Origin of the sequence: Kitasatospora sp. NPDC051853 (assembly GCF_044452665.1) — a bacterium.
Taxonomy (GTDB): Bacteria; Actinomycetota; Actinomycetes; order Streptomycetales; family Streptomycetaceae; genus Kitasatospora.
Window position 1 is genome coordinate 506,737 of the sequence record NZ_JBITBY010000004.1, and the last position, 24,920, is coordinate 531,656.

Sequence of the window (24,920 nt, forward strand, 5' to 3'; positions counted from 1 at the left end):
GATGCTCCGCATGGACTCCTTCCTCGGCGCCGCCGAGGCACGCACCCCAACGACGCCCGCTGATCCGACCCCACCCACGAGACAGCCCCTAGGAGAGACCACCCTCATGAGCAAGCCTTCGATCAGCCGCGAGGAGATCCAGCGGCTGTCCAAGCTGAGCCCGTTCGAGCTGAAGGGCGAGTTCATGCGGCTCGCCCAGGCCTACCAGGCCGACCAGCCGGGCCAGAAGGACAAGTCCACCTCGCACATGCTCAACGCCGGCCGGGGGAACCCGAACTGGATCGCCACCGGCCCGCGCGAGGCGTACCTGGCGCTCGGTCACTTCGCGCTCTCCGAGAGCCGCCGGGTGTGGACCGCCGACAACCTCGGCGGGATGCCGGAGAAGCACGGCATCGCCGAGCGCTACGACCGCTTCGCCCGCTCGCACCCCGAGCTGCCCGGCATCGAGATGCTCACCGCCTCGATCGGCCTGGCCGTGGACCGCTTCGGCCTGGACCGGGAGGACTTCATCCACGAGCTGGCCGACTCCCAGGTCGGCGACAACTACCCGGTGCCGGACCGGATGCTGGTCAACGCCGAGCAGATCGTCCGCGGCTACCTGCACCAGGAGCTGATGCAGAACCGGCAGCCGGCCGACCAGCTGGACCTGTTCGCCACCGAGGGCGGCACGGCCGCGATGTGCTACATCTTCGACTCGCTGATGAAGAACGGCATCCTCAAGAAGGGCGACAGGATCGCCCTGATGGTCCCGGTCTTCACCCCCTACATCGAGATCGCCGAGCTGGACACCTTCGACTTCGACGTGGTCAAGGTCGAGGCCTCCAACTTCGCCGAGACCGGCGTGCGCGGCTGGCGCTACCCGACCGAGGAGGTGGCCAAGCTGGAGGACCCGTCGATCAAGCTGGTCTGCCTGGTCAACCCCTCCAACCCGCCCTCCCTGGCGCTCTCCCAGCGGGTCGCCGACCAGATCAAGCAGATCGTCGCGGGCAAGAACCCCAACCTGATCATCGTCACCGACGACGTCTACGGCACCTTCGTCAACGGCTTCCGCACCATCGCCGCCGACCTGCCGCGCAACTCCCTGCTGGTGTACTCCTACTCCAAGCACTACGGCTGCACCGGCCACCGCCTCGGCGTGATCGGCCTGCACCACGACAACGTCATCGACGAGATGCTGGCCGCGCTCCCGGCCGAGGAGAAGGCCCGCCTCGCCAAGCGGTACGGCACCCTCACTCTGGAGCCGGAGAAGATCCGCTTCATCGACCGCCTGGTCGCCGACTCCCGGCAGGTGGCGCTCAACCACACCGCCGGGCTCTCGCTGCCGCAGCAGGTCCAGATGACCCTCTTCTCGCTCTTCGACCTGCTCCCCGAGGGGCAGGCCTACAAGGCCAAGGTCCAGGCGATCGTCCACCAGCGCCTGTCCCTGCTGCTGGAGGGCTCCGAGATGAAGATCGCCGACGACCCCCAACGGGCCGGGTACTACATCGAGTTGGACCTCCAGGCGGAGGCCGAGCGGGTGGCCGGCCCGGAGTTCGCCGAGTTCCTGCTGAAGAACTACGAACCCACCGAACCGCTCTTCCGCCTCGCCGAGCAGACCGGCGTGGTGCTCCTCAACGGCGGCGGCTTCGACGGCCCCGAGTGGTCCGTCCGGGTCTCCCTGGCCAACCTCGACGACCTCGACTACCTGAAGATCGGCCACCACCTGCGGCAGATCTTCCTCGACTACCGCACCGAGTGGGAGCAGTCCAAGGCCTGAGCCCGCCCGCACGGAGCCCCCGCCGTCCGCACGGCGGGGGCTCCGTGCGGTCAGGGGGCGCATGCTGGAGGCAGGGGCAGCGGACCCCTCCGGAGGCGGCCATGGAGATCAGATCCCCCTCGGGCGTAGTGGTCGGGGTGGACGGCTCGCAGCACGCGGCCACCGCCGCCGAGTGGGCGGCCCGGGAGGCCGAGCGGCGGGCCTGCTCGCTGCACCTGGTGTACGCGGTCGAGACCGGCACCCTCACCGTCCCGGCCCGCTCCGGGGCCGCCGTCACCGACCTGCTGCTGCGCAACGCCCAGGAGCTGCTGGACCGGTCGCTGGCCGAGGTCGCCGTCGCCCACCCCCGGCTGCGGCCGACCGGCGACGTGGTGCCCAAGGACCCGGCCGCCGCGGTGGTGACCGCCGCCGAGCACGCCGAGCTGGCCGTGGTCGGCACCCGGGGCCACGGCGGCTTCGCCTCGCTGCTGCTCGGCTCGGTCTCGCTCCGGGTCTGCGCCCACGCCGGCTGCCCCGTGGTGGTGGTCCGGGGCGGGACGGGCGACGGACACCAGGTGCTGGTCTCGGTCCGCGAGGAGCGGGACGCCGAGGCCGTCCGCTTCGCCGCGCGGGAGGCCGAGCTGGCCGGGCTGCCGCTGCGGGTGCTGCACACCTGGTCCCCGGTGGTGGCCGACGTGGCGCACGCCGCCCCGATGATGGACGAGCTCGGCGAGGAGTCCGACCTGCACCGCCAGCTGCTGCGCCGCACGGTGGACCCGGTCCGCGCCGAGTACCCCGGCCTCGACCTGGAGGCCGAGGACTTCGCCGGGCCGACCGCCGCCACCCTGGTGGACGCCTCCGCCGACGCCGCCCTGGTGGTGATGCCCCGTCACGCCCCGGCGCCCCGACTGGGCCTGCGCCTGAGCACCGCCTCGCACGCCGTCCTGCACCACGCCCACTGCCCGGTGGCGATCGTCCCGGTGTGAGACGGTCCGGGGGTCACGACCAGAGGCGCAGCCCGGCGGTCAGCTCGCGGACGCAGCGGGCGGCCAGTTCGGCGGCCTCCTCGGCCGGGGTCTCCTCGGCGGCCCAGGTCTCGACGGCGACCCGCATCGCGGTGTTGGCGGCGGCGGCCGCCAGGCGCAGTTCGAGGGGGTCGGTGCCCGGGGCGGCCAGGGTGGTGAGCACCGGGACCAGGGCGAGTTCCGACTCGTGGTGCACCCGGTGCCAGACGGCCAGCAGGTCGGGCTCGGACGGGGCCTGGCGGAGCAGGCCGCGGACCCAGCCGAGCACCTCGGGCGGGAAGTCGGCGGAGGGTGCCATGGCCTGCCGGGCGGACCGCTCCAGCGCCTGGGGGAGCGTCAGCTCCGGCGGGCTCAGGGCGAGTTCGCTGATCCAGTGCCGGACGCCGCCGGCCAGCAGCGGGGCGACGGCGTCCTCCTTGGTGCGGAAGTAGCGGTAGAAGGTGCGCAGCGAGACCCCGGAGGCCCGGGCGATGGCCTCGGCGGTGCACCCGGCCGCGCCGTGCTCGGCGAACAGGCGGGCGGCCGCGAGCGCGATCTCCTGCTGGGTGGCGGCCTTGCGGCGCTCGGTCAGGGAGGGGCGGTGGTCGGACACGCTCCGAGTCTAGTGGGTCACCGTGCATGACCGGCCGATCTGGCGCAGCATGCGTGGTTGGCACAACGTGCCATGTCGGCGTACCGTGAAGCCGAGATCCGGCACAACCCCGCAGGAGAGCACCATGAACCGCTTCGACGGCCGCCGCGTACTGATCACCGGCGCGGGCTCGGGCATCGGCCAGGCCACCGTCCGCCGCGTCCTGGCCGAGGGCGGCACCGTGGTCGGCGCCGACATCGCCGAGCCCGGCCTGGCCGCCACCCGCGCGCTGGCCGAGGCCGACGGCACCGCCGACCGCCTGACCACCCTCACCGTGGACATCGGCGACGAGGCCTCCGTGGTGGCCGCCGTGGCCCGCGCGACCGGCCTGCTCGGCGGGCTCGACGTGCTGGTCAACGCGGCCGGCATCCTGCGCTCCGAGCACACCGACCGCACCGGCCTCGATCTGTGGAACACGGTGCTGCGGGTCAACCTCACCGGCACCTTCCTGATGACCCGTGAGGCGCTGCCCGAGCTGCTGGCCTCCGGCCGCGGCGTGGTGGTCAACTTCAGCTCCACCTCGGCCACCTTCGCCCACCCGTACATGTCCGCCTACGCCGCCAGCAAGGGCGGGGTGCAGTCCTTCACCCACGCCATCGCCGTCGAGTACGCCAAGCAGGGCCTGCGCGCCGTCTCGGTCGCGCCCGGCTCGATCAGCAGCGGCATGACCGACGCCTCCGGCGCCAGCGGCCAGAACCGCGGCCCCGGCCTGCCCGCCGACGCCGACATGTCGCTCTACGCCAAGCTCACCCCGGCCCTGCAGTCCGGCAACGCCTACAACTTCGCCGGGCCGGAGACCGTCGCGGGCGTGATCGCCATGCTGGCCTCCGACGACGGCGCCTTCGTCACCGGCACCGAGGTCCGGGTCGACGGCGGCACCCACGCCTGAGCCCGACACGCTGGTGCGGATGGCACCTGACGTGCCGTCACGCCCGTGATGATGTGAATCGTCCCGAGCGAGAGGCGGTGCCCCGTGCCGGACCGGGTGCTCAACGGGCTGCGGCTGGCCCTCGGCCTGCTGACGGCCACCGCCCTGGGCTTCCAGCTGTACCGGCTGGGCGCCCAGGGCGGCTCCGTCGCCAACTTCTTCAGCTACTTCACCATCCTCGGCAACGTGCTGGGCATGGGCGTGTTCCTGGTGGGCGGCCTCCAGGGGCTGCGCGGCCGGGGGCGGGTGCCCGACCTGCTGCGCGGGGCCGCCGCGCTCTACCTGGCCGTCACCGGCCTGGTCTACCTGGTCGCGCTCCAGGGCCTGGGCCTCGGTCTGACCCTGCCCTGGGTCGACGACGTCCTGCACCGGGTGATGCCGGTGGTGGTGCTGGCCGACTGGCTGATCGACCCGCCGCGCCGCCGGATCGAGTACCACCGCGCACTGCGCTGGCTGCTCTTCCCGCTGCTCTACCTCCCCTACACGCTGATCCGGGGCCACGTCACCGACTGGTACCCGTACCCCTTCCTCGACCCCGGCCGACACGGCGGCTACGCCCGGGTCGCGGTCGCCTCGGCGATGATCACCGTCGCGTTCCTCGGGATCGGTGCCCTGATCGTGGTGATCGGCAACCGGCTCGGTGCCCGCGCGCAATCCGGTCGTACGAGCTGACAACCTTTCACCGGCCCCGCCGCGTCTGTCCGTCGTGAGTCGAGAATCCGAGGACGCCGCCTACGCGGCCTTCGTCGAGGCCGCCTGGCACCGGCACCTGCGCACCGCGACGCTGATCACCGGCGACCGCCACCGCGCCGAGGAGCTGCTCCAGGACTGCCTGGTCAAGCTGTACGTCCGCTGGCGCCGCGCCGCCACCGACGACCCGCACGCCTACCTGCGCCGGATGCTGGCCAACGGCCACGTGAGCTGGTGGCGGCGGCGCCGCCGCGAACTGCTCACCGACGCGCCCCCGGACTCCGCCGCCCCGGTGGCGCTCCCGGACGGTACCGAGGAGCTGCGCCGGGCCCTGCTCACGCTGCCCGAGCGGCAGCGGGCCGTGGTGGTGCTGCGGCACGTCGAGGACCTGTCGGAGAAGGACACCGCCGCCGCGCTGGGCTGCTCGGTCGGCACCGTGAAGAGCCAGAACGCCCGGGCGATGGCCCGGCTGCGGACCACCCTGCGGGAGCACCAGGAGGCCACCCGATGAACGTGCACGACGAGGAGCGGGTGGTCGAGGAACGGGTGGCCGAGGGCCTGCGGGAGCTGGCGGCCCGTCAGGAGGTCGGCGGCCCGGTGCCCGTGGCCGAGCTGTTGCACCGGGGCCGCCGCGGCCGCCGGCTGCGCACCGCCACCCGGGTGGCCGCGGCGGCGGTCGGCGTCGGCGCGGCGCTCACCGTGGCGGTCGCCCTGCTGCCCGCCCCGGCGGCGACCGGGCCGGGCCTCCCGGCGCTCCCGGCGGTGTCGCCGAGCGCGGTGGCGACGCCGAGCCCGGCCGCGAGCTCCCCGGCACCGCTGCCGACCACGGGGCCGGAGCTGCTGGAGGCGCTCCGCACCCGCCTCCCGGCCGGGTTGAGCACCGGCATCCCGTGGGTCCCGGAGCAGTTGCCGTACCAGAAGTACGTCGGGTTCCAGGTCCGCAACGGCGGTGCCACCGGCAACGTCCGGATCGACATCAACCGCCCGTCCACCGGGCCGGTCAACGTGGTCCGGTGCACGGTCCCGGGCTGCACCGACACCGACCTCCCGGACGGCGGGCACCTGCAGCTCTACCTGCCCGGGAAGGCGGTGGGCGGGCAGCAGGACTGGCGGGCCACCGTCCGCCGCCCCGACGGCACCATGGTGACCGCAGCCTCCGGCAACATCCCCGGCCCGGGCGAGGGCACCCAGGTCCACCCGAACGCCCCGTTGCTGACGGGGCAGCAGCTGTCCGAGCTGGCCCTCGACCCGCTCTGGCAGCAGGTGGCCCTGACCCTCACCGGGCAGCCGTCCCGCCCGCCGTACCCGGCGAAGCCGTAGGGCCCGCCCGACGGGTCTAGCGCACCCCGTCCGCCCGGAACAGACGGCCCGAGTCCGGGTGGTCGGCCGTGGTGGCGGTGGTGATCCAGAGGGTGCCGGCGTCGTCGAAGGCGCAGGCGGTGGCGCGGGGGACGGGGACCTCGACGGTGGCCAGCAGGGTGCCGGTGGGGGAGAAGCAGTGCACGGCGTGGCCGCCCCAGAAGGCGATCCAGAGGTTGCCCTCCGGGTCCAGGGCCAGGCCGTCGGGCTCGCCCGGGTACTGCGAGAGGTCGAGGGTGCGGACGGTGGCGCCGAGCGGGCCGTGCTCCGGGTACTCGTACAGGGTGGCCCGGTGGCTCGGGCTGTCGATGTGCCAGAAGCGGTCCGGCTCCGGCCAGCCCAGCCCGTTGGGGATGGCCAGGCCGCCGAGCAACTGCCGGACGCTGCCGTCGAGTTCGCGCCGGTAGAGCCGCCCGTCGGTGCGCGGCTCGGCGCGCTGCATGGTCCCGGCCACCATCCGGCCGTACGGGTCCACCGCGCCGTCGTTCATCCGGCGGTCGGTGTCCCCGGCCTCCACGGGGGTGGTCAACTCCGGTGTGCCGGTGGCCAGGTCGAGGGTCTCGAAGCCGCGCTCGGTGGCCAGCAGCAGCCGGTCCGGCCCGGCGGGCGCCAGGCAGCCCGGGGTGACGTCCAGCCGCAGGCCGTCGGTGCGGCCGGTGGCCGGCTCCAGCCAGCGGATCTCCTGGTCGGGGATGCCCAGCCAGTACAGCCGCTGCGCGTCGGCGTCCCAGCGCGGGCCCTCGCCCAGGGTGAGCCGGTGGCTGTCGGCGGGTTCGGCACGCATGGCGGTCTCCTCGTGAGGACGGGGGGTGCCGCCCCGCGGCGGTCGGCTGCGGGGCGGCACGTGGTGGTGATCAGTTGAGTGGTTGGACCAGTGGATCGTCAACTGCGAAGGTGGCGGCCCCGGTTCCCGGCTGCACCCGCAGTCGGAGCCGGTCGGCCGGTCCGGCCCCGGCGGTGAGCCGGGCGGTGGCCAGCGGCACGTCGTCGACCAGCAGGTCGTAGGTCCCGGAGGCCGGGTGCAGCAGCAGGGCGACCCGCAGCCACGCCCCCGGCGGGTAGGCGAACGGCGCGTCGGCCCAACTCCCGTTGTCCGTCAGGGCGGCGCTGCCGTTGGCCGCCAGGCTGAACTGCGCCACCGGGGCCCCGGCCGCGTCCAGCAGGTGCACCCCGAGCGGAGCGCCGGTCTGCCCGGCCCGGACCCGTAGGTCCACCCGGGTCTCCCCGGAGGCGGAGACGGCGGGGAAGGTGCGGACGGCCGTCACCTCGGTGGACTGCCGCGTCAGCAGCAGCGAGTTGCCGTAGCCGCCGCCCGGGTCGGCGCCGACCACCGCCCCGGCGGCCGGGCCGGTGACGGTCCATCCGGCGGGCGCGGAGCCGGCCGGGTCGGTGTTGAAGTGCGCGGCCAGGGTGGGTGCGGTGACCGAAGGGCCCTGGTAGGAGCCGATGTTGGCCCCTCCGGCGCCCAGTGCGGAGGATCCGGCCAGCAGGCGGTAGCCCCAGGGGTCGGCCAGTTCGCGGCCGGAGAGCAGCGGGGCGCCGGTGACCGTATTGGTCGCCCCCGCCGGGGTCGGCACGGCGTAGAACACGTTGTGGTCGATGGTGAAGGCCGGGTCGTTGAGCGTCCAGCCGACCGTTCCCGAACTGCCGTGCTTGGCCACGATGTTGTCGGTGAAGCGGACGTCCAGGGTGGCGTTGGTCCCCTCGGTGACGATCTGCTGGCTGATGCCGTCGGCCAGGTAGATGGTGTTGTGGTGGATCCGGCCGTTCTTCAGCGCGCCCGGGCAGACCTGGAAGCCCCGGGCCCGGTCGTTCACCGAGACGTTGTAGCGGATGGTGAAGTTGCTGGTCGGGGTGTCGTACGGGCAGAGCAGGAAGAAGCCGCCCTGGTTGTCGTGCGAGTAGTTGTACTGGAACACCACCCCGTCGGTGGAGTGGTCGACGTCGTAGGCCATGCCGTCGCTGGTGGTGCGGCCGCCCGAGGTGTCGTTGTACTGGAACGTCACGTCCACCGAATTCGCCGTCCACATCCCGGCGTTGGGCGAACCGGAGCGGACGTTGAAGCCCTGGAGGAGGTTGCGTTCGACCAGGGTCTGCTGCCCCGTCATCGGGGCGATGCCGTCCCCGCCGATGTCCCAGAGCCGGTTGCCCCGGATCTCCAGGCCGGTGGACGGGGCCCAGGGCGCGGAGCAGAGGCTGTTCCAGAACGCGGCCAGCCGGGCGTTGCGGCACCAGTTCGACCAGGTGTAGATGCCCTGGCGGTCCACCGCGTGGATCCGGTTGTCGAGGATCTTCAGCCCGGCGAAGGCGGTGGGCGTGGTGGAGCCCCTGGCCTCCACCACGATGCCGCCGGAGGCGTCGGCGTACTTGCCGGTGCCCGCGCCCGCTCCGGTGACGGAGGGCAGCTTGCCGCGCACGTCGTGGACGTCCAGGCCCTGGAGCACGATGCCGGGCAGGGTGCCCGCATCGGTGGCCCGCACGTACACGCCGCGCCGGGTGGACCGGTTGTCGCCGGGCGCGCTCAGGTCGAGGTTGCGGACCTCGACGTACGCCAGGTCCGCGAGCAGGACGGCCTCGGTGCCGCCGTCCGCGTTGACGGCGGGGAGCGGGCCGCTGCCGTAGGCGTCGACGGTGACCGGCGCGGCGGCGGTGCCGGAGCCGGCCGGGGCCAGGGTGCCGCGGCAGGTGGTGCCGCGCTTGAGGCGGATCGCGCTGCCGGGGGAGAGGGCCAGGGAGTTGACGGCGGCGAGGGTGTTGTACGGGGAGGACTGCGTACCGGTGCCGTTGGTCGCGGCGGAGCAGTCCAGGTAGGCGGCGACGGGGGCCGCGTCGGCGGTGGCCGGGGTGGCCAGGGTCAGGGGCAGTGCGGCGGCGAGGGCTGTGGTGAGCAGCCGGAGGAGGCGGGACACTCGCCCTCCTGGGTGACGGACACGGGGCTCTCTTCTCGGTGGGTGACGGACCCTCAGCGCAGCAGCGCCTCGGGGAGCATGGCGGTCGCCCCGCCGTCCACGGCCAGGCAGGTGCCGTTGACGAAGGAGGCGTCGTCGCCGGCCAGGAAGGCCACGGCGCGGGCGACTTCGATGGCGGTGCCGTGGCGGCCGAGCGGGTTGGCGCGCAGCAGGGCCGGGCCCAGCCGCGGATCGCTCCACACGTGCCGGTTGCGCTCCACCGGCACGAAGCCGGGTGCCACCGCGTTGCACCGCACTCCGCGCCCGCCCCACTCGACGGCCACCGCCCGGGTGAGCGCCAGCAGTGCCGCCTTGGCGGCCGCGTAGGCGGCGAAGCCGGGGACGGCGCCGTGGGCGTGCGGCGAGGCGATGTGCACGATCGAGGCGGGGGTGCCGGGCGGCAGTGCGTGCAGGAAGGCGGTGTCGAAGTGACGGGCGGCGGTCAGCACGGTGTGCAGCATGGCGTCCCAACTCCCGTCGTCCTGCTGGTCGAGCGGGGTCGGGGAGCCGGAGAACGCCCCCTGCACCAGGATGCGGGCGGGGCCGCCGAGGGACTCGGCGGCGGACAGCGCGGCGGCGCGGGTGGCCGGGTCGGTGACGTCGCCCCGGACGGGGGTGACCCGGTCGGCGGCGGGGACCGGGGCCAGGTCGACGGCCACCACCAGGGCGCCGCGGGCGGCGAGTTCGGCGGTGACGGCGGCGCCGATGCCGTGGGCGGCGCCGGTCACGACGGCGATCCGGTCGGCGAGGGGGAGGGGCACGGTGCTGGTTCCTGTCAGTTCGGGGTGAGGGGGTGCCAGTGGCCGGGTACGAGGTCCAGGCCGAGGCCGGGGCCCTCGGGGAGGGTGAGCCAGGGGCCGTCCGGGGTCTCGGCGGGGTGCACGGCGTGCCGCCGCCAGGAGGCCTCGCCGAAGGCGAACTCGCTCTCCACGGAAGGCCCGAGGGCCACCGCGAGGTGCAGCCCGGCGGCGGTGGCCACCGGGCCGGACGGGCTGTGCAGCGAAACCCCGGCACCGGCGGCCAGGGCCTCCTCGGCCAGGGCCCGGGCGGCGGCGAGGCCACCGGCGTGCTTGACGTCCGGCAGCAGCCAGCCGAGTCCGGCGCCCAGGGCGGGGCGCACCTCGGCCGGGGTGCCGGCGAACTCGCCGCCGGCCAGCGGGGCGATGCCCGCCTCGCGGACGGCGGCGAGCCCGTCCAGCGGGGCCGCGTCCTCCAGCCAGCGGAGGTCGAGGGCACGCAACTGCGCTGCGGCTTGCAGCACTTGGTCGATGGAGAGCAGCGAGTGGGCGTCCACCATCAGCTCCGCGTCCGGCGCCGCCGCCCGGACCGCCCGGGCCCGGGCCAGACCGCCGCCCAGCCGCGCCCCACCCGGGAGCCCGTCGAACGGCGCGCACTTGAGCGCGGTGTACCCGGCGGCCACGGCGGCGGCCGCGACCTCGGCGAAATCCTCGGGGGTGCGGCGCCGCAGCGCCCGGTTCAGGTTGGCGTACCGCCGCACCGGACGGGCCTCCCGCCCGCCCAGCCAGCGCCAGAGCGGTACCCCGGCCCGTCGGGCGGCCAGATCGACGAGGGCCTGCTCCAGCCCGCCGCGGACCGTCCTCGCGGCGAACCGCCGTTCCCCGGAGGCCGGTTGATCGAGCAGGGCCAGCGCATCCTCGCCGGACCCGCCCTCGGCGAGCCGCTCCGTGACCGACGGCCACAGTGCTTCGGCCCCGGGCCCGGCGTCGGACCACTCGCCGAGCCCGAACGCCCCGTCCGCGTCCCGCACCCGCACCACGTCCCACGAGGTCCGCGCGGACACCCGGGCACGGAACAGTTCGACGGTGAGCACGGAGGCCTCTCAGGGAAGGTGGTGGGTGAGGGGGTCGGAGAACCAGGCGTTGAGGAACACCGCGGCGGAGGCGAGCACCAGGGCGTGGTCGCCCAGGCCGGACGGGACCAGGCGGGTGGCGGCGGCCGGGCCGAGGGCGCTGTGGCGGACCAGTTCGGCCCGGACGTCCGGGAGGTACTCGGGGGTGTGCAGCGGGCCGCCGGCCAGGACCAGCAGCTCGGGGTTGACCAGGTCGAGCAGGAGGGCGGCCGCGCGGCCGACCCAGCGGGCGCGGGTGCGGAGCAGGCGGATCGCCCCCAGGTGCCCGTCGCGGGCCAGCCGGACCAGGCCCTCGAAGGACTCCTCCGGGCCCACCAGGCCCCGGTCGCGGGCCAGTCGGAGGACCGAGCCGTCGGTCAGCGCGGCCTGTAAGCAGTCCGAGGCCCCGCAGTCGCAGACCACCCCTTCGAGGCCCGGCAGCCGCAGGTGGGCGATGCCGCCGGCGGCCGAGCGCGGGCCCCGGTGGATCCGGCGCCCGACGGTGAAGGCGGCGCCCACCACGTTGCCGACGAAGAGCTCCAGCAGGCTCTCCGCCGCCTCGCCCGCGCCGTACCAGCCCTCGGCCAGGGCGAGGGCGCGGACCAGGCCGTCGAGGCGGACGGGCGGGTCGAGCCGGGCGGTGAGTTCGGCGTGCAGCGGGACGTCGCGCCAGCCGAGCGGTCCGTGCTCGACCACGGTGCCGGCCTCGCCGTCCACCCAGCCGCCGGTGGAGACGCCGACGCCGAGCAGCCGCCGGTGGGACTGCCAGGACGTCAGGTCGGCCAGCGCCTCGGCGAGTTCGCCGACCAGCTGGCGCGGGTCGGTGGAGCCGCGCGGGACGGCCCACTGGGCCAGCACCCCGCCGCGCAGGTCGACCAGGCCCAGGGTGGTGCGCAGCACGCCGATGTGCACCCCGGCCACGGCGGTCTCCTCGACCGGGAGGTCCAGCGGGATCCGCGGCCTGCCGGTCGCGCTCGGGCCCAACTCCGGTTCCAGTTCGATCAGTTGGCCGCTGACCGCGAGCCGTCCGGTGAGCCGGGAGACGGTGCCGGCGGAGAGGCCGGTGAGTTCGGCGATCCGGTGGCGGGGGAGCGGGCCGTGGGCGAGCACGGTCCGCACCACGGCGGCGGCGTTGTGCCGGACGCTCTCCATGGGGGCTGCCTCCTGTCGAGTTAATTTCGTTGAGAAAGTTAATGCCGCAACAGAGGGAAGGACAAGCCCCGCCGGTCTCCGCCATCCGCCGCAACACGGCGCAACGAAGCCGCAACACCCGCTCCCACCAGGCGAGATGGTGTTTGACAGACCGGCTCGCGGTCACCATTCTGATGCCCAGAAACCGAACCGTAGTCCGAGCGACCGACCGAAGGAGGAGCGATGACCGTCCGCATCTGCCGTGCCCTGTCCGCCTCCTGTTCCTGTCGCTGCTGCCGCTGTTCCGGCTGACGCCCCGTCGCGTCCTCTCTCCACCTCTTCCGCCGTCGGTCCGCGCCGTCTGCCGTCCGACGTGCCCCGCACTTCCTTCAGCCTCCTCCAGAACCGAGGGACCGTCATGACCACTGCCGTCACCACCCAGCTGAACCTCACCCCGGCCGCCGGCCGGATCGGCGCGATCGTCCACGACGTGCGGCTCGGCGGCGACCTGCCCGCCGAGACCGTGGCCGCGATCGAGGCCGCGCTGTACGAGCACAAGGTGCTCTTCTTCCGCGGCCAGCAGCACCTGGACGACGCCGAACACGAGGCCTTCGCCCGCCTGTTGGGCCAGCCGGTCGGCCACCCCACCGTCCCTAGCGCGGACGGCCGGTACATCTTCGAGCTGGACGCCACCAAGGGCGTGCGCGCCAACAACTGGCACACCGACGTCACCTTCGTGCCCTCCTACCCGAAGGCCTCCATCCTGCGCTCGCTGGAGCTGCCCCCGGCCGGCGGCTCCACCGTCTGGGCCAACACGGTGGCCGCGTACGAGGACCTGCCCGCCCCGCTGAAGGCGCTGGCCGAGAGCCTGCGGGCCGTCCACACCAACGACTACGACTACGCGGCCTCGCTGGCGCTCACCTCGGAGCTGGCGGACAACAAGGAGGTGGCCGAGCTGTTCCGCTCGGTCTTCGTCTCCACCGCCTTCAAGACCGAGCACCCGCTGGTGCGGGTCCACCCGGTGACGGGGGAGAAGGCCCTGCTGCTCGGCGCCTTCGCGCAGAAGATCGTCGGTGTCTCGGGTGCCGACAGCCGTGCGTTGATCACCCTCTTCCAGCGCTACGTCGAGCGCCTGGAGAACACCGTCCGCTGGGACTGGTCGGTCGGCGACGTGGTGATCTGGGACAACCGCGCCACCCAGCACTACGCCGTCAACGACTACGGCGACGAGCCGCGCCTGGTCCGCCGGATCACCCTGGACGGCGACCTGCCGGTCGGCCCGGACGGCGTGCCGAGCCGCCTGCTGGAGCCCGCCGACCCGCCGGCCGTGGCCGGTCTGGTCCCCGCCGAGCAGCTCGAAGCGGCCGCGCTCAAGTCCTGAACCCCACAAGGGTCCTGACGCCGTGACGGCGGCGGCTCCTGGCCGCCGTCGTTACTTTCGGCACCGAAAAAACAACCCCCCCACAAAGCCATCCCCAATGAAGGACATGGAACGATGACCACGCTCTCCCGCCGCTCCCTCCTGCGCGGCTCCGTCGCCGCGGCCGGCCTGCTCTCGCTGGCGGCCTGCCGCTCGGCGGCCGAGAGCGCGAGCACCGCCGCCTCCCCGTCGGGGGGTCCGCGCCGCGGCGGCACCCTCGCCATCGCCACCACCATCGACTTCACCCCGAGCCTGCTCTTCGCCCAGAGCGCCAACACCCTGGTGCAGCGCCTGGTCTTCAACACCCTGACCCGCTACGACGACCAGCTCAAGCCGCAGCCCGAGCTGGCCACCTCCTGGCAGCTGGCCGCCGACGGCAAGGGCATCACCTTCAAGCTCCGCGACGACGTCACCTTCCACAACGGCCGCAAGTTCACCGCCGACGACGTCATCTTCGCCGTCAAGAACCTCCAGAACCCGGTCCGCTCGGCCCAGTTGAGGAGCACGGCGGCCACCGTCACCGAGTTCACCAAGAACGGCGACCACGAGCTCACGCTCACCCTGGCCCACCCGGTCTCCAACCTCTTCGACCTCTTCGAGTTCATGATCATCACGGACTCGGCCACCGTCGAGGACGCCGTCGCGGGCAAGGCGCTGGTCGGCACCGGCCCGTTCGTCTTCGGCAAGCGAACCCCCGGCTCCTCGATCACCTTCACCCGCAACGAGAAGTACTGGAACCCGGGCCGCCCCTACCTGGACGGCGTGGAAATCCGGGTCATCCCGCAGGCCGACTCGCTGGTGGCCTCCCTGAAGACCGGTCAGAGCCACCTCTCCTACCACGTGCCCGGCAAGGACCTGGCCGCCCTCAAGGCCTCCGGCCAGTTCCAGCTCAAGCCCTACGACACCGGCTCCGGCGCCTACTACGTCGGCGTCAACGTCACCGCCGACCACGTGAAGGACAAGCGGGTCCGCCAGGCCATCTCCTGGGCGGTGGACCGCGAGCGGCTGGTCCAGCAGGCCCTCGGCGGCTACGGACTGCCCTCCGCGGCCCCGTGGCCCAAGTCCTCGCCCGCCTACAGCGACGCGAACGCCACCAAGTACCGCCACGACCCGGCGAAGGCCAAGGCGCTGCTCGCGGAGGCCGGGGTCTCCGGCATCACCCTGCCGTTCGCGCACTCCAACACCCCGGACGGCACCGCCTTCGCCCAGATCATCCAGCACGACCTCAAGCAGGTCGGCATCGAGACCGTGCTCCAGCCGACCGACTCACCGACCATGCAGAAGCAGCTGATCTCCCAGACCATGCCCGCGCTCTGGACCCTCGGCCACGGCTTCGCCCAGCTCCACCCCGCCACCCTGGCGGTCAGCGCCTACCCGTTCAACGAGGCCAAGAACAGCTCGCACTTCTCCTCGCCCGCCTACACCGACATCGTGCAGCGCGCCTGGAAGCGCCCCGACGCCGACAGCCCCGAGGCCAAGGCGCTCTACCAGCAGATCACCGACGTCCTGCTGGACGAGGAGTTCGTCATCGACCTGGCCATCGGCGGCCAGATCGAGGTGGCCGGACCCAAGGTGCGCGGCGCCACGCTCAACAAGTTCACCTACCTCAACCTCGACGACGCCTACCTGACGGCCTGACGGATGCGTACCTTCCTGCTGAGGCGGCTGCCCTCCGGGCTGCTGGTGCTGGCGGCCGCCTCCTTCCTGATCTTCTCCATCCTCCGGCTGATCCCCGGCGACCCGGCCACCAGCCTGGCCGGGCCGGACGCCGGCCCCGAGGCGGTCGCGGCCATCCGCGCCCGCCTCGGGCTGGACCAGCCCTTCCTCTCCCAGTACCTGAGCTGGCTCGGCGACCTGGTCACCGGCCACCTCGGCCCCAGCTACGCGATCGGCGGCGAGGTCGCCACCCTGATCGGCGACGGCCTCGGCGCCACCGTCGAACTCACCCTCGGCGCACTGCTGTTGGTCGCCCTGATCGGCCTGCCGCTCGGAGTGCTCGGCGCCACCGCGCGCCGCGGCCCGGTGGCCGCCGCGGTCCGGGCCTTCACCACCACGGTGCTGGCCGTGCCGCCCTTCGTCACCGGCGTGCTGCTGGTGCTGGTCTTCGCGGTGACGCTCCGCCTGCTCCCGGCCGGCGGCCACGAGTCGATCCTCGACCAGCCCGACATCGGCCTGCAGTACCTGCTGCTGCCCGCCCTCTGCCTCGCCCTGCCCAGCGCCGCCGTGCTGGCCCGCTACCTCAAGGACGGCCTGGAGCGGGCCCTGGCCGAGGACTACGTCCGCACCGCCACCGCGCTCGGCGTCTCCCGGCGCCGGATCGTCTGGCGGCACGCGCTGCCCAACGCCCTGCCGCCCGCCGTCACCGTGCTCGGCCTCCAGGTCGGCCAACTCCTCGGCGGCGCCGTCCTGGTGGAGGCCATCTTCGCCTGGCCCGGCCTCGGCCAGCTCGCCGAGCAGGGGGTGCTGCGCCGCGACTACCCCGTGGTGCAGGACCTGCTCCTGCTGCTCGTCGCCGTCTACGTCGCGGTCCAGCTGCTCACCGACCTGGTGTACACGTGGCTGGACCCCCGGATCAGGTGGGAGTGACCCGATGACCACCCTCTCCTTCGCGCCCCGCCGCAGCTTCCTCCCGGCGGGCCTGCACACCCTCCGGGGCGCCACCGGCCTCGCCCTGGTCGGGCTGGTCGTGCTGGCCGGGCTGCTGGCCCCGCTGCTCACCGACGCCGACCCGCTGGCCCAGAGCGGCCTGGCCCTGGCCGGGCCGAGCGGGGCCCATCCCTTCGGGACCGACGACCTCGGCCGGGACCTGTTCAGCCGGGTGCTGCACGGCATCCGGGCCGATCTGCTGATCAGTCTGATCGCCGTCCCGGCCGGCGCCGTGCTCGGCTGCTCGCTGGCCCTGCTGGCCGCCACCTCGCGCGGCGTCGACGTCGCCGTCCAGCGGGTCTTCGACCTGCTGCTCGCCTTCCCCGGCCTGATCCTGGCGCTGGCCGTCACGGCCGTCCTCGGCCCCGGCCGCTGGCCGGTGGTGATCGTCATCGCGCTGGCCGAGATCCCGGGCTTCGGACGGCAGTTGCGGGCCGGCATCCTGGTCCAGCGCGAGCGCGAGTACGCCCTGGCGGCCCGGCTCGGCGGCGCCTCGAAGGCCCGGGTTCTGCTGCGCCACGTCCTGCCCAACGCCACCGACCCGCTGATCGTGCAGGCGGCCATCGCCTTCTCGCTGGCGGTCTTCATCGAGGGCGCGATGAGCTTCCTCGGGGTGGGCCTGCGGCCCCCGGAGCCCTCGCTCGGCGGCATCCTCAGCCAGTCGATGGCCTACCTGTCCAGCCACCCGACCTTCGCCGCCGCGCCGTTGGTCGTGGTCACCGCCCTGGTGCTCGGCTTCACGCTGATCGCGGAGGCACTGAACGAAGGGATCCGACGATGACGGCGGTACTGCCGGAGACCACGGTCGCCACCGTGCTCCACGTCACCGACCTGCGGGTCGAGTTCGACGGGGCGGAGGCCGTCTCCGGGGTCTCCTTCGAGCTCGGGGCCGGGGAGACGCTCGGCATCGTCGGCGAGTCCGGCTCCGGGAAGTCCACCACCGCGCTGGCGCTGCTGCGGATGCTGCCCGCCGGCGGGCGGGTCTCCGGCGGCTCGATCGAACTGGGCGGGCAGGACCTGGCACAGCTGGACGAGCCGGAGCTGCGCGGGCTGCGCGGCCGCCGGATCGCGATGATCTTCCAGGATCCGATGTCCTCGCTCAACCCCGTGCTCACTGTGGGCCGCCAGCTGGACGAGGCCCTGCGGGCGCACGGCCGGTACACCGCGAAGGACCAACGGGCCTCCCGTGCGGCCGAGTTGCTCGACCTGGTCGGCATCCCGGACGCGGCCGGCCGGCTGCGCGACTTCCCGCACCAGTTCTCCGGCGGCCAGCGCCAGCGCATCATGATCGCCCTCGCGCTGGCCGGTGACCCCGAGGTGCTGGTGGCCGACGAGCCGACCACCGCCCTCGACCCCACCGTGCAGCGGCAGATCCTCCTCCTGTTGGAGCGGATCAACCGCGAGCGCGGCACCGTCCTGGTCCTGATCAGCCACGACCTCGGCGTGATCGCCCAGACCTGCCGCCGGGTCCTGGTGATGCACCGGGGCACGGTGGTCGAGCACGGCTCCACCGAGGAGGTCCTGAACCAGCCCCGACAGCCCTACACCCAGCAGCTGTTGGCAGCCGTCCCGCGTCTCGACGCCCCCTCCACCGCCGCCGCCAACTCCACCCCCGGCCCCGAGCCGCTGCTCACCGTCCGGGAGGTCACCAAGACCTACGGGCCGCGCCGCCGCCGGGCCACCGCCCTGGCCGGGGTCAGCCTGGAGCTGCACCCCGGCGAGACCCTCGGCCTGGTCGGCGAGTCCGGCTCCGGCAAGTCCACCCTGGCCCGGGCCCTGGTGCAGGCCCACGCGCCCAGCACCGGCACCATCACCTACCGCGGTGAGGAGCTGACCCGCTCCAGGGCCGCCCGCCGCGAGGTCCAACTGGTCTTCCAGGACCCGTACTCCTCGCTCAACCCCCGGATGACGGTCGGTCAGATCCTGGCCGAGCCGCTGATCGCGCACCGCCTCGGCACCGCCGCCGAACGGGCCGAGCGGGTGGGCGAGCTGCTCGCCCAGGTCGGGCTGGACCCCTCCGCCGCCGAGCGGCACCCGCGTGCCTTCTCCGGCGGCCAGCGCCAACGGATCGGCATCGCCCGGGCGTTGGCCCCCAACCCCTCGGTGCTGATCTGCGACGAACCGGTCTCCGCCCTGGACGTCTCGGTCCAGGCCCAGGTGCTGGAGCTGCTCTCCGGCCTCCAGCGCGAACTGGGCCTGGCCGTCCTCTTCATCGCCCACGACCTCGCCGTGGTGCGGCAGGTGAGCCACCGGATCGCCGTGATGCACCGGGGCCGGATCGTCGAGACCGGCCCCGCCGACCGGGTCGTCACCGACCCGCAGGACCCGTACACCGCCGAACTGCTCGCCGCCGTACCGCACCTGACCCACCATGACCGGAGTGCCGCATGACCACCACCCGCCGTGACCCGTACGCCGGCTTCCCCGGCACCGTCGGCCGCACCTTCGGCGAGTCCACCGCCGCCTGGCCGCCCCGCCGCAGGGCCCGCACCGGGGCGCCGAACGTCGTGGTCGTCCTGGTCGACGACCTCGGGTACAGCGACATCGGCCCGTTCGGCGCCGAGGTGCCCACCCCGACGCTGGACCGGCTGGCCGGGAACGGCGTCAAGCTGGCCAACTACCACACCATGCCGCTCTGCTCTCCGGCCCGCGCCGCGCTGCTCACCGGCCTCAATCCGCACCGGGTCGGCTACTCCTTCGTGGCCAATGCCGACCCGGGCTTCCCCGGCTACGGCATGGAGGTGGCCGGGGACATCCCCACCCTGGCCGAGCTGCTGCACGACAGCGGCTACGCCACCTACGCCGTCGGCAAGTGGCACCTCACCCGGGACTCCGCCTCCAACGCGGCGAACGACCGGTCCAACTGGCCGCTGCAGAAGGGATTCGACCAGTACTACGGCGTACTGGAGGGCCTGACCAGCCTGTTCCACCCGCACCAACTGGTGCGCGACAACAGCCCCCTGGACATCGACGAGTTCCCCGAGGGCTACTACTACACCGACGACATCACCGACCAGGCCATCTCGATGGTCAAGTCGCTGCGCGCCCACGACGCCGAGAAGCCCTTCTTCCTCTACCTGGCCCACAACGCCGTGCACGGCCCGCTCCAGGCCAAGCCCGAGGACCTGGCCCGCCACCGCGGCCGCTACGACCAGGGGTGGGACGAGCTGCGCGCCGAACGCTTCGCCCGGCAGCTGGCCGCCGGGCACTTCCCGGACGGAACCCGGCTGCCGGAGCGCAACGGCGAGGCCGGGTACGACGTCCGTCCGTGGGACGAACTGACCGAGCCGGAACGGAAGTTGTACGCCCGCTACATGGAGGTCTACGCGGCCATGGTCGACAACGTCGACCAGAACCTGGGCCGGCTCACCGATACCCTGGCCGCGCTCGGCGAGCTGGACAACACCATCATCCTGTTCACCTCCGACAACGGCGGCACCGGCGAGGGCGGCGCCGAGGGCACCCGCAGCTACTTCAGCCGCTTCGTCCACCACCCGGCCCTGCCGGCCGACTGGAACCCGGACGTGGAGCGGGAGGTGGAGCTGATCGGCGGCCCGCGGAGCCTGGTGCACTACCCGCGCGGCTGGGGCATGGCCTCCAACACCCCCTTCCGCCTCTACAAGGGCCAGACCCACGCCGGCGGCGTCCGGGTGCCCTTCGTGCTCTCCTGGCCGGCCGGGCTGCCCCGGGCCGAGGGCGACGGCGGCGTCCGGCAGCAGTACCAGTACGTCACCGACGTGCTGCCGACCATCCTCGAACTCGCGGGCGTGGAGCGGCCGGTGGAGCGTCACCGGCAGACCGTGCAGGAGTTGGACGGCGTCTCCTTCGCCTCCGTGCTGCGCACCCCGGAGGCGGACTCCACCCACACCGAGCAGTACTGCGAGATGACCGGGAACCGCAGCTACTACCGCGACGGCTGGAAGCTGGTCACCCTGCACCGCCCGGGCAGCCCGTACGACGACGGCGAGTGGGCGCTGTACGACCTGCGCACCGACCCGACCGAGACCACCGACGTGTCGGCCGAATACCCGGAGGTGGTCAAGGAGTTGGCCGAGGCCTGGGAGGACGCCGCCTGGCGCAACGGGGTCTTCCCGCTGGCCGACCGCTCCGGCGGCCTGGCCCTGCGCCATCCGGAGGACGCCGCGCTGCGCGCGCCGCTCACCCTGCTGGCCGGCACCCCCGAGCTGGAGCGCTACCGCTCCTCCCGGCTGATCGCCTTCCGCTCCTTCGAGGTGGCGGCCGAGCTCGCCGAGCACCGCGAGGGCGACCAGGGCGTCCTGGTCTCGCACGGCGACCAGGGCGGCGGCTACAGCCTCTACGTGGAGGACGGCTCGCTCCGGCTGGCCTACAACCAGTACGGCGAGCTGTTCGAAGCCGACGGCGGCCCGCTGGCGCCGGGCGCCCGGACGGTCGGTCTGCGGGCGCACGCCGTGGCCGACCTCAAGTGGGAGTTCGAGCTGCTGGTGGACGGCGAGGTGACGGGTCGTCTGGGCCCGGTCCACCAGCTGATCGGGATGGCCCCGTTCCAGGGCATCAGCGTCGGCGTCGACCGCAAGTCCCCGGTCTCCTGGCCGGTGTACGAGCGCCACCGCGGCTTCCGCTACAGCGGCCGGCTGCACGCGGTGACCTACCTGCCGGGTGCTCCGGCGCCCTACGACCCGGAGACGGTGGCCACCGCGCTCAAGGAGGCGGCCGCCGCCTTCGAGTGAGTCGGTCGGTGGGTCAGGACCCCGGGGTTCAGGAATCCAGAGATCAGGACCCCAGGGCTCAGGACTCCGGGGTGAGCGAGCCGGTGTGCAGCTCGCCGACCCGGCCGCCCTCGCCCTCGTAGGTCCAGAAGGCACGCACCGTCAGCCGCGCCAGGTCCATCACGTGGCTGACGGTGATGCCGCCCTTCTCGGTCCAGCTGACGAAGTAGACCGAGGGGGCCACCTCGGCCACGTGCAGGGCGACGTCCTCCCACTGGCCGGCCGACTCGCCGAGGCCCTCCCAGCGCAGCCGGGTGCCGTCCGCCGAGTACGTGTTGCGGAAGGCGGCGCCGTTGTCGACCTGGAACAGGTAGGTGTGTCCGGCGAAGGCGGGCAGGGGCGCGGTCATCTCGGGAGGCGTCCTCGTCTGGTGGTTACGGCTGACGGGTGGCTACGGACGGCGAGCCGTCCGTAGCCACCAACCTATCGGACCACCGGCCCGGAATGCCGACTACTTCAGGTACGGGCCGTCCGTGCCGACCTTCCCCGGAGCGGCGTTGGCCCCGCCCAGGTCCAGCACGTAGACCCGCAGGTTGCCCTTGCCGGAGGCGGCCACGGCGAGGGTGCCGTTGGTGACGTTCTTCACGTCCCCGGTGACGGCGTCCTTGTACGTGCCGTTCGGGATCCCGGTGAAGGTGGCGGCGTTGGTGACCGCGACCAGCGCGAAGCTGTCCGTGCCGTTCGCGGTGTACCGGCGCTTGAAGGCCATGTCCCCGGAGACCCCCTGGGTGGAGTACTGGCCCAGTTGGAGGGCGGGCACCGCGCGGCGGATCTGGTTCAGCCGCTGGAGCTGCTTGACCAGCGGCTGCTGCAGGGTGGTGGCCACCGGCCCGGAGGCGGAGGAGACCACCGAGAACTGGCTCGCCGTCACCTCACCGGCCACCTTGTCCCCGTAGTACGCCCGTCCGGTGCCGGCCAGCGGGCAGGTCGGGCCGCAGTCGATCTGCTTCCCGGCCTGGAACTCGATCTCCGAGCCGTAGTAGAGGGTGGGGATGCCCCGGAAGGTCCACATCAGCGCCATGTTCTCGGCCCAGGCGTCGGTGCCGCCGGCGTAGCGGGTGCTCGACTTGTTCGGGCCGAAGTCGTGGCTGTCCACGTAGACCACGTTGTAGGTGGCGTCGTTGGTGGAGTCGTCGCTGTCCTTGCCGTTGTTGAAGGCGTTGGACGCGTCACCGAAGTTCATGTGCATCCGCATGTCGATGATGTTCATGCCGGAGGACTTCGAGTGGTCGGGCGCGTGGTACTCGTTGCCGTTGAGCACCGCGTTCGTGGAGGTCGGCTGGTTGCCGGTGCCCATGGTGTTCTCGTAGGCGAACTGGTCGAGCGCGGCCTGCACGTCGTCCGAGGTGTACTCCCGGCGCTCCTTCCAGGTGAAGAACTGCGCCGAGTGGTTGACGGACCCCCGGTTCCACTTGTCGTTCACGAAGGCGCCGACCTCGCCGAAGACGAAGAAGTCGTTCGCCTTCTCCGGGCCGAACTTCCGCGCGACCCCCTCCTGGATGGCCGGCAGGAAGCGGCGGTTCCAGGTGACCCGGGGGATGTGCACGGCGGTGTCGATCCGGAAGCCGTCCACGCCCATGCCGATGTACTTGTCGTAGGCCCCGATCAGGTACTGCTGCACCACCGGGTTCTCGGTGTTGAAGTCGGCCAGGTCCTCGTGCAGCCAGCAGGAGCGGGAGTCCTCGCCCTCCCAGTTCCCGATCCAGCAGGCGTGGTAGAGCGCCTTGGGGAACATCCCGGTGGTGGCGCCCGGCCACTGGCAGGTGTAGATGGTGTAGCCCTCGGGGCTCTTGGCGCCGGTCGGCTTTCCCCAGTTGAGACAGGTGTTGCCGCTGGGCTCGGCCGTCGACCAGAGGTCGCCGTTGTAGTACGACTTCCCCGAGACCGGGTCGACGGTCAGACCGTCGTACTCGAAGCCGGAGTTGGGCGCGTCGTAGTACCAGCTCCACTGGCTGTCCCGGACGCCGTAGACGGTCGGGGTGAACAGGCCCTTGGCGCCCCAGCGGGAGCTGTGGTTGTAGACCACGTCCTGGTAGATCTTGATGCCCTTGGCGTGCGCGGCGTTGATCAGGTCCTGGTAGGAGGCGCCGGCCGACTCCAGCCGCGGGTCGACCTTGTAGAAGTCGTAGCCGTGGTACCCGTGGAAGTCGTAGTCGGAGCGGTTGAGCACCACCGGCGTGATCCAGATCGCCGAGAAGCCGAGCGCCTTGACGTAGTCCAGCTTCTGCACCAGGCCCTTGAAGTCGCCCCGGAACATCGGGTCGCCGTTGGCCGCGTTGCCCGACTTCACGTCCTGGCTGCCGCCCCGGTTGTTGGAGCTGTCGCCGTCGTTGAAGCGGGCGGTGAGCACGAAGTAGATCGGGTCCTTGCGCGGGTCCCCGCCGAGCGGGGAACCGGCGGCGGGGGCGGGCTCGGCGGTGCCGGTGGTGGCGCAGGCGGGCGGGGCGGAGGCGGCGGAGAGGTTGCCCGCCGCGTCCTTGGCCCTGACGGTCCAGCAGTAGGAGGTGGTGGGCTCCAGACCGCTCTGCGAGTACACCGTGGAGGTGGTGTCGACCACGGAGCTGCCCTTGGTGCCGCCGGTCCGGGTGACCTGGTACCCCGTCACCCCGCGGTCGTCGGTGGCCGGGCTCCAGGTGAGCACGGTGGCGGTGTTGGTGGCGGAGGCGCTGACGCCGGTGGGGGCGGAGGGCGCGGTGGTGTCGGGCGGGGTGGCGGCGCAGGGGTCGGCGGCGCCGGTGGTGACGGTCTGGTCCTTGACGGTGTTGTTGCCGCCGCGGAGCTGGTAGTTGACGCCGTTGTTGTTGTCCCAGACGCCGTTGCCGTTGTTGAACACCGCCTGCCAGGAGGTGGCGGGGCCGAGGCCGACGGTGCGCTTGACCCAGCCGGTGCAGGCCGCCGTCATGCCGGTGCCGGGGGAGGTGGTCCAGGTGCCGCCGGCGGGGGCCCAGTGCAGGTTGACGGTGGACCAGCCGACGCTGGTGGTCGAGTACCAGACGGTGGCCTCGGTGGCGGGCGTCGGGCTCGGGCTCGGCGTGGGCGTCGGCGTCGGCGTGGGTGTCGGCTCCGGGGTGGTGGTGCCGCAGGGGTCGGAGTGGGCGACGGCGCCGTCCTTGACGGTGATCGAGCCCGTCCCCAGCTGGTAGTTGGCGCCGCCGTTGTTGTCCCAGGTGCCGGAGCCGTTGGTGAAGGTCGCCTGCCAGGTGGCGGCGTACCCGAGGGCCACGGTCTGCTTCACCCAGCCGGTGCAGGCGGCGGTCATCGCCGTGCCGGGTGCGGTGGTCCAACTCCCGCCCGCGGGCGCCCAGTGCACGTAGTAGGCGGGCCAGTTGCGGCTGGTGGTGGAGTAGAACACGGTCGCCGTGGTGGGGGTGGCGGCCGCGCACGGGTCGGTGGTGGTGACGGTGCCGGACGAGACGGCGCTGATGCCGCCGGTGAGTTGGTAGTTGGCGCCGCCCCGGCTGTCCCAACTGCCCGAGCCGTTGGTGAAGGTGGCCTGGAGGCCGGTGGCGGCGCCGAGGTCGACGCTCTTCCTGAACCACCCGGAGCAGGCCGCCTCCATGGCGCTGCCGGGCGGGGTGGTCCAACTCCCGCCGGTGGGGGCCCAGTGCAGGTAGACGCTGCTCCAGGTGGTGGCGGGCTTGTAGTACACGGTCGCGGTGGTGGCCGCGTTGGCGGTGAGCGCCGGCAGCAGGGTGGCCAACAGCCCTGCCACGACGGCCAGTACGGCGGCCAGCGGACGGCGGGATCTCCGGCGGTGGCGTGCGACTTCACGGTCCACGGAGGGACTCCTCGAATGCCTGACGGGTGGGG

Annotated in this window: 20 protein-coding genes; 12 read left to right on the plus strand and 8 right to left on the minus strand. The window is 73.0% G+C overall.

Annotated elements, in window-relative coordinates; all coding sequences use genetic code 11:
* Nucleotides 1-106: 106 nt before the first annotated feature.
* Nucleotides 107-1,756, plus strand: a complete 1,650-nt coding sequence (locus ACIA8O_RS14595; protein ID WP_396294069.1) for a bifunctional aspartate transaminase/aspartate 4-decarboxylase — start codon at nt 107-109, stop codon at nt 1,754-1,756.
* A gap of 101 nt (nt 1,757-1,857) precedes the next feature.
* A complete protein-coding gene (locus tag ACIA8O_RS14600) occupies nt 1,858-2,721 on the plus strand; it encodes a universal stress protein (protein WP_396294071.1) in 864 nt (287 codons plus the stop codon).
* A gap of 13 nt (nt 2,722-2,734) precedes the next feature.
* Here the strand turns inward: ACIA8O_RS14600 and ACIA8O_RS14605 are convergent, their stop codons facing one another.
* A complete protein-coding gene (locus ACIA8O_RS14605; protein WP_396294073.1) occupies nt 2,735-3,352 on the minus strand; it encodes a TetR/AcrR family transcriptional regulator in 618 nt (205 codons plus the stop codon).
* Nucleotides 3,353-3,476: 124 nt separating this feature from the next.
* On the opposite strand from ACIA8O_RS14605, the gene ACIA8O_RS14610 reads away from it, so the two are divergent.
* The 4 genes from ACIA8O_RS14610 (at nt 3,477) to ACIA8O_RS14625 (ending at nt 6,329) form a co-directional block, all read left to right on the plus strand.
* Nucleotides 3,477-4,280: an SDR family NAD(P)-dependent oxidoreductase gene (locus ACIA8O_RS14610; RefSeq protein WP_396294075.1), complete on the plus strand. Its 804-nt coding sequence runs from the start codon at nt 3,477-3,479 to the stop codon at nt 4,278-4,280.
* Nucleotides 4,281-4,364: 84 nt separating this feature from the next.
* Nucleotides 4,365-4,991, plus strand: coding sequence for a Pr6Pr family membrane protein (locus ACIA8O_RS14615; RefSeq protein ID WP_396294077.1), 627 nt, complete (start codon nt 4,365-4,367; stop codon nt 4,989-4,991).
* Nucleotides 4,992-5,025: 34 nt separating this feature from the next.
* Nucleotides 5,026-5,520 (plus strand): SigE family RNA polymerase sigma factor, encoded by a 495-nt coding sequence (locus ACIA8O_RS14620; RefSeq protein ID WP_396294079.1) that lies wholly within the window; start codon nt 5,026-5,028, stop codon nt 5,518-5,520.
* Nucleotides 5,517-6,329: a hypothetical protein gene (locus ACIA8O_RS14625; RefSeq protein ID WP_396294081.1), complete on the plus strand. Its 813-nt coding sequence runs from the start codon at nt 5,517-5,519 to the stop codon at nt 6,327-6,329. Before ACIA8O_RS14620 ends, ACIA8O_RS14625 begins: the two co-directional genes overlap by 4 nt.
* A 16-nt stretch (nt 6,330-6,345) precedes the next feature.
* Here the strand turns inward: ACIA8O_RS14625 and ACIA8O_RS14630 are convergent, their stop codons facing one another.
* From ACIA8O_RS14630 to ACIA8O_RS14650, 5 genes are all read right to left on the minus strand, one after another.
* A complete protein-coding gene (locus tag ACIA8O_RS14630) occupies nt 6,346-7,152 on the minus strand; it encodes an SMP-30/gluconolactonase/LRE family protein (protein ID WP_396294083.1) in 807 nt (268 codons plus the stop codon).
* A 70-nt stretch (nt 7,153-7,222) separates the two neighbouring features.
* Nucleotides 7,223-9,277: a right-handed parallel beta-helix repeat-containing protein gene (locus tag ACIA8O_RS14635; protein WP_396294085.1), complete on the minus strand. Its 2,055-nt coding sequence runs from the start codon at nt 9,275-9,277 to the stop codon at nt 7,223-7,225.
* A 53-nt stretch (nt 9,278-9,330) separates the two neighbouring features.
* Nucleotides 9,331-10,077 (minus strand): SDR family NAD(P)-dependent oxidoreductase, encoded by a 747-nt coding sequence (locus ACIA8O_RS14640; RefSeq protein ID WP_396294086.1) that lies wholly within the window; start codon nt 10,075-10,077, stop codon nt 9,331-9,333.
* A gap of 14 nt (nt 10,078-10,091) precedes the next feature.
* Nucleotides 10,092-11,147, minus strand: a complete 1,056-nt coding sequence (locus tag ACIA8O_RS14645) for an enolase C-terminal domain-like protein (protein ID WP_396294087.1) — start codon at nt 11,145-11,147, stop codon at nt 10,092-10,094.
* Nucleotides 11,148-11,156: 9 nt separating this feature from the next.
* The gene (locus ACIA8O_RS14650; protein WP_396294088.1) at nt 11,157-12,317 is read right to left on the minus strand and encodes an ROK family protein; all 1,161 of its coding nucleotides are present in this window, start codon (nt 12,315-12,317) and stop codon (nt 11,157-11,159) included.
* 397 nt (nt 12,318-12,714) lie between these two features.
* Here ACIA8O_RS14650 and ACIA8O_RS14655 point away from each other — a divergent pair, with 397 nt between their 5' ends.
* The 6 genes from ACIA8O_RS14655 (at nt 12,715) to ACIA8O_RS14680 (ending at nt 21,071) form a co-directional block, all read left to right on the plus strand.
* Nucleotides 12,715-13,677: a TauD/TfdA dioxygenase family protein gene (locus tag ACIA8O_RS14655; protein ID WP_396294089.1), complete on the plus strand. Its 963-nt coding sequence runs from the start codon at nt 12,715-12,717 to the stop codon at nt 13,675-13,677.
* Between the two features lie 114 nt (nt 13,678-13,791).
* Entirely contained in the window at nt 13,792-15,354 is a 1,563-nt protein-coding gene (locus ACIA8O_RS14660) for an ABC transporter substrate-binding protein (protein ID WP_396294090.1), read from the plus strand.
* Between the two features lie 3 nt (nt 15,355-15,357).
* Nucleotides 15,358-16,302 carry an ABC transporter permease gene (locus tag ACIA8O_RS14665; RefSeq protein WP_396294091.1) on the plus strand — a complete coding sequence of 315 codons (945 nt, stop codon included), beginning with the start codon at nt 15,358-15,360 and terminating at the stop codon, nt 16,300-16,302.
* Between the two features lie 4 nt (nt 16,303-16,306).
* A complete protein-coding gene (locus ACIA8O_RS14670; RefSeq protein ID WP_396294092.1) occupies nt 16,307-17,143 on the plus strand; it encodes an ABC transporter permease in 837 nt (278 codons plus the stop codon).
* Nucleotides 17,140-18,753 (plus strand): ABC transporter ATP-binding protein, encoded by a 1,614-nt coding sequence (locus ACIA8O_RS14675; RefSeq protein WP_396294094.1) that lies wholly within the window; start codon nt 17,140-17,142, stop codon nt 18,751-18,753. The genes ACIA8O_RS14670 and ACIA8O_RS14675 overlap by 4 nt, the downstream gene beginning before the upstream one ends.
* Nucleotides 18,750-21,071, plus strand: coding sequence for an arylsulfatase (locus tag ACIA8O_RS14680; protein ID WP_396294095.1), 2,322 nt, complete (start codon nt 18,750-18,752; stop codon nt 21,069-21,071). The genes ACIA8O_RS14675 and ACIA8O_RS14680 overlap by 4 nt, the downstream gene beginning before the upstream one ends.
* A 58-nt stretch (nt 21,072-21,129) precedes the next feature.
* On the opposite strand, the gene ACIA8O_RS14685 is transcribed toward ACIA8O_RS14680, so the two are convergent.
* Both ACIA8O_RS14685 and ACIA8O_RS14690 read right to left on the minus strand, forming a co-directional pair.
* Nucleotides 21,130-21,459: a MoaF-related domain-containing protein gene (locus tag ACIA8O_RS14685; RefSeq protein WP_396294096.1), complete on the minus strand. Its 330-nt coding sequence runs from the start codon at nt 21,457-21,459 to the stop codon at nt 21,130-21,132.
* A gap of 102 nt (nt 21,460-21,561) precedes the next feature.
* The gene (locus tag ACIA8O_RS14690; protein WP_396294098.1) at nt 21,562-24,888 is read right to left on the minus strand and encodes a carbohydrate binding domain-containing protein; all 3,327 of its coding nucleotides are present in this window, start codon (nt 24,886-24,888) and stop codon (nt 21,562-21,564) included.
* Nucleotides 24,889-24,920 lie beyond the last annotated feature (32 nt).

What these genes read in the sequence shown, in the direction of transcription:
- ACIA8O_RS14675 (WP_396294094.1), top strand. Translation starts at nt 17,140, where the DNA reads ATGACGGCGGTACTGCCGGAGACCACGGTCGCCACCGTGCTCCACGTC.
- ACIA8O_RS14610 (WP_396294075.1), top strand. Translation starts at nt 3,477, where the DNA reads ATGAACCGCTTCGACGGCCGCCGCGTACTGATCACCGGCGCGGGCTCG.
- ACIA8O_RS14650 (WP_396294088.1), bottom strand. Translation starts at nt 12,317, where the DNA reads ATGGAGAGCGTCCGGCACAACGCCGCCGCCGTGGTGCGGACCGTGCTC.
- ACIA8O_RS14600 (WP_396294071.1), top strand. Translation starts at nt 1,858, where the DNA reads ATGGAGATCAGATCCCCCTCGGGCGTAGTGGTCGGGGTGGACGGCTCG.
- ACIA8O_RS14680 (WP_396294095.1), top strand. Translation starts at nt 18,750, where the DNA reads ATGACCACCACCCGCCGTGACCCGTACGCCGGCTTCCCCGGCACCGTC.
- ACIA8O_RS14595 (WP_396294069.1), top strand. Translation starts at nt 107, where the DNA reads ATGAGCAAGCCTTCGATCAGCCGCGAGGAGATCCAGCGGCTGTCCAAG.
- ACIA8O_RS14630 (WP_396294083.1), bottom strand. Translation starts at nt 7,152, where the DNA reads ATGCGTGCCGAACCCGCCGACAGCCACCGGCTCACCCTGGGCGAGGGC.
- ACIA8O_RS14685 (WP_396294096.1), bottom strand. Translation starts at nt 21,459, where the DNA reads ATGACCGCGCCCCTGCCCGCCTTCGCCGGACACACCTACCTGTTCCAG.
- ACIA8O_RS14665 (WP_396294091.1), top strand. Translation starts at nt 15,358, where the DNA reads ATGCGTACCTTCCTGCTGAGGCGGCTGCCCTCCGGGCTGCTGGTGCTG.
- ACIA8O_RS14670 (WP_396294092.1), top strand. Translation starts at nt 16,307, where the DNA reads ATGACCACCCTCTCCTTCGCGCCCCGCCGCAGCTTCCTCCCGGCGGGC.
- ACIA8O_RS14655 (WP_396294089.1), top strand. Translation starts at nt 12,715, where the DNA reads ATGACCACTGCCGTCACCACCCAGCTGAACCTCACCCCGGCCGCCGGC.
- ACIA8O_RS14625 (WP_396294081.1), top strand. Translation starts at nt 5,517, where the DNA reads ATGAACGTGCACGACGAGGAGCGGGTGGTCGAGGAACGGGTGGCCGAG.
- ACIA8O_RS14660 (WP_396294090.1), top strand. Translation starts at nt 13,792, where the DNA reads ATGACCACGCTCTCCCGCCGCTCCCTCCTGCGCGGCTCCGTCGCCGCG.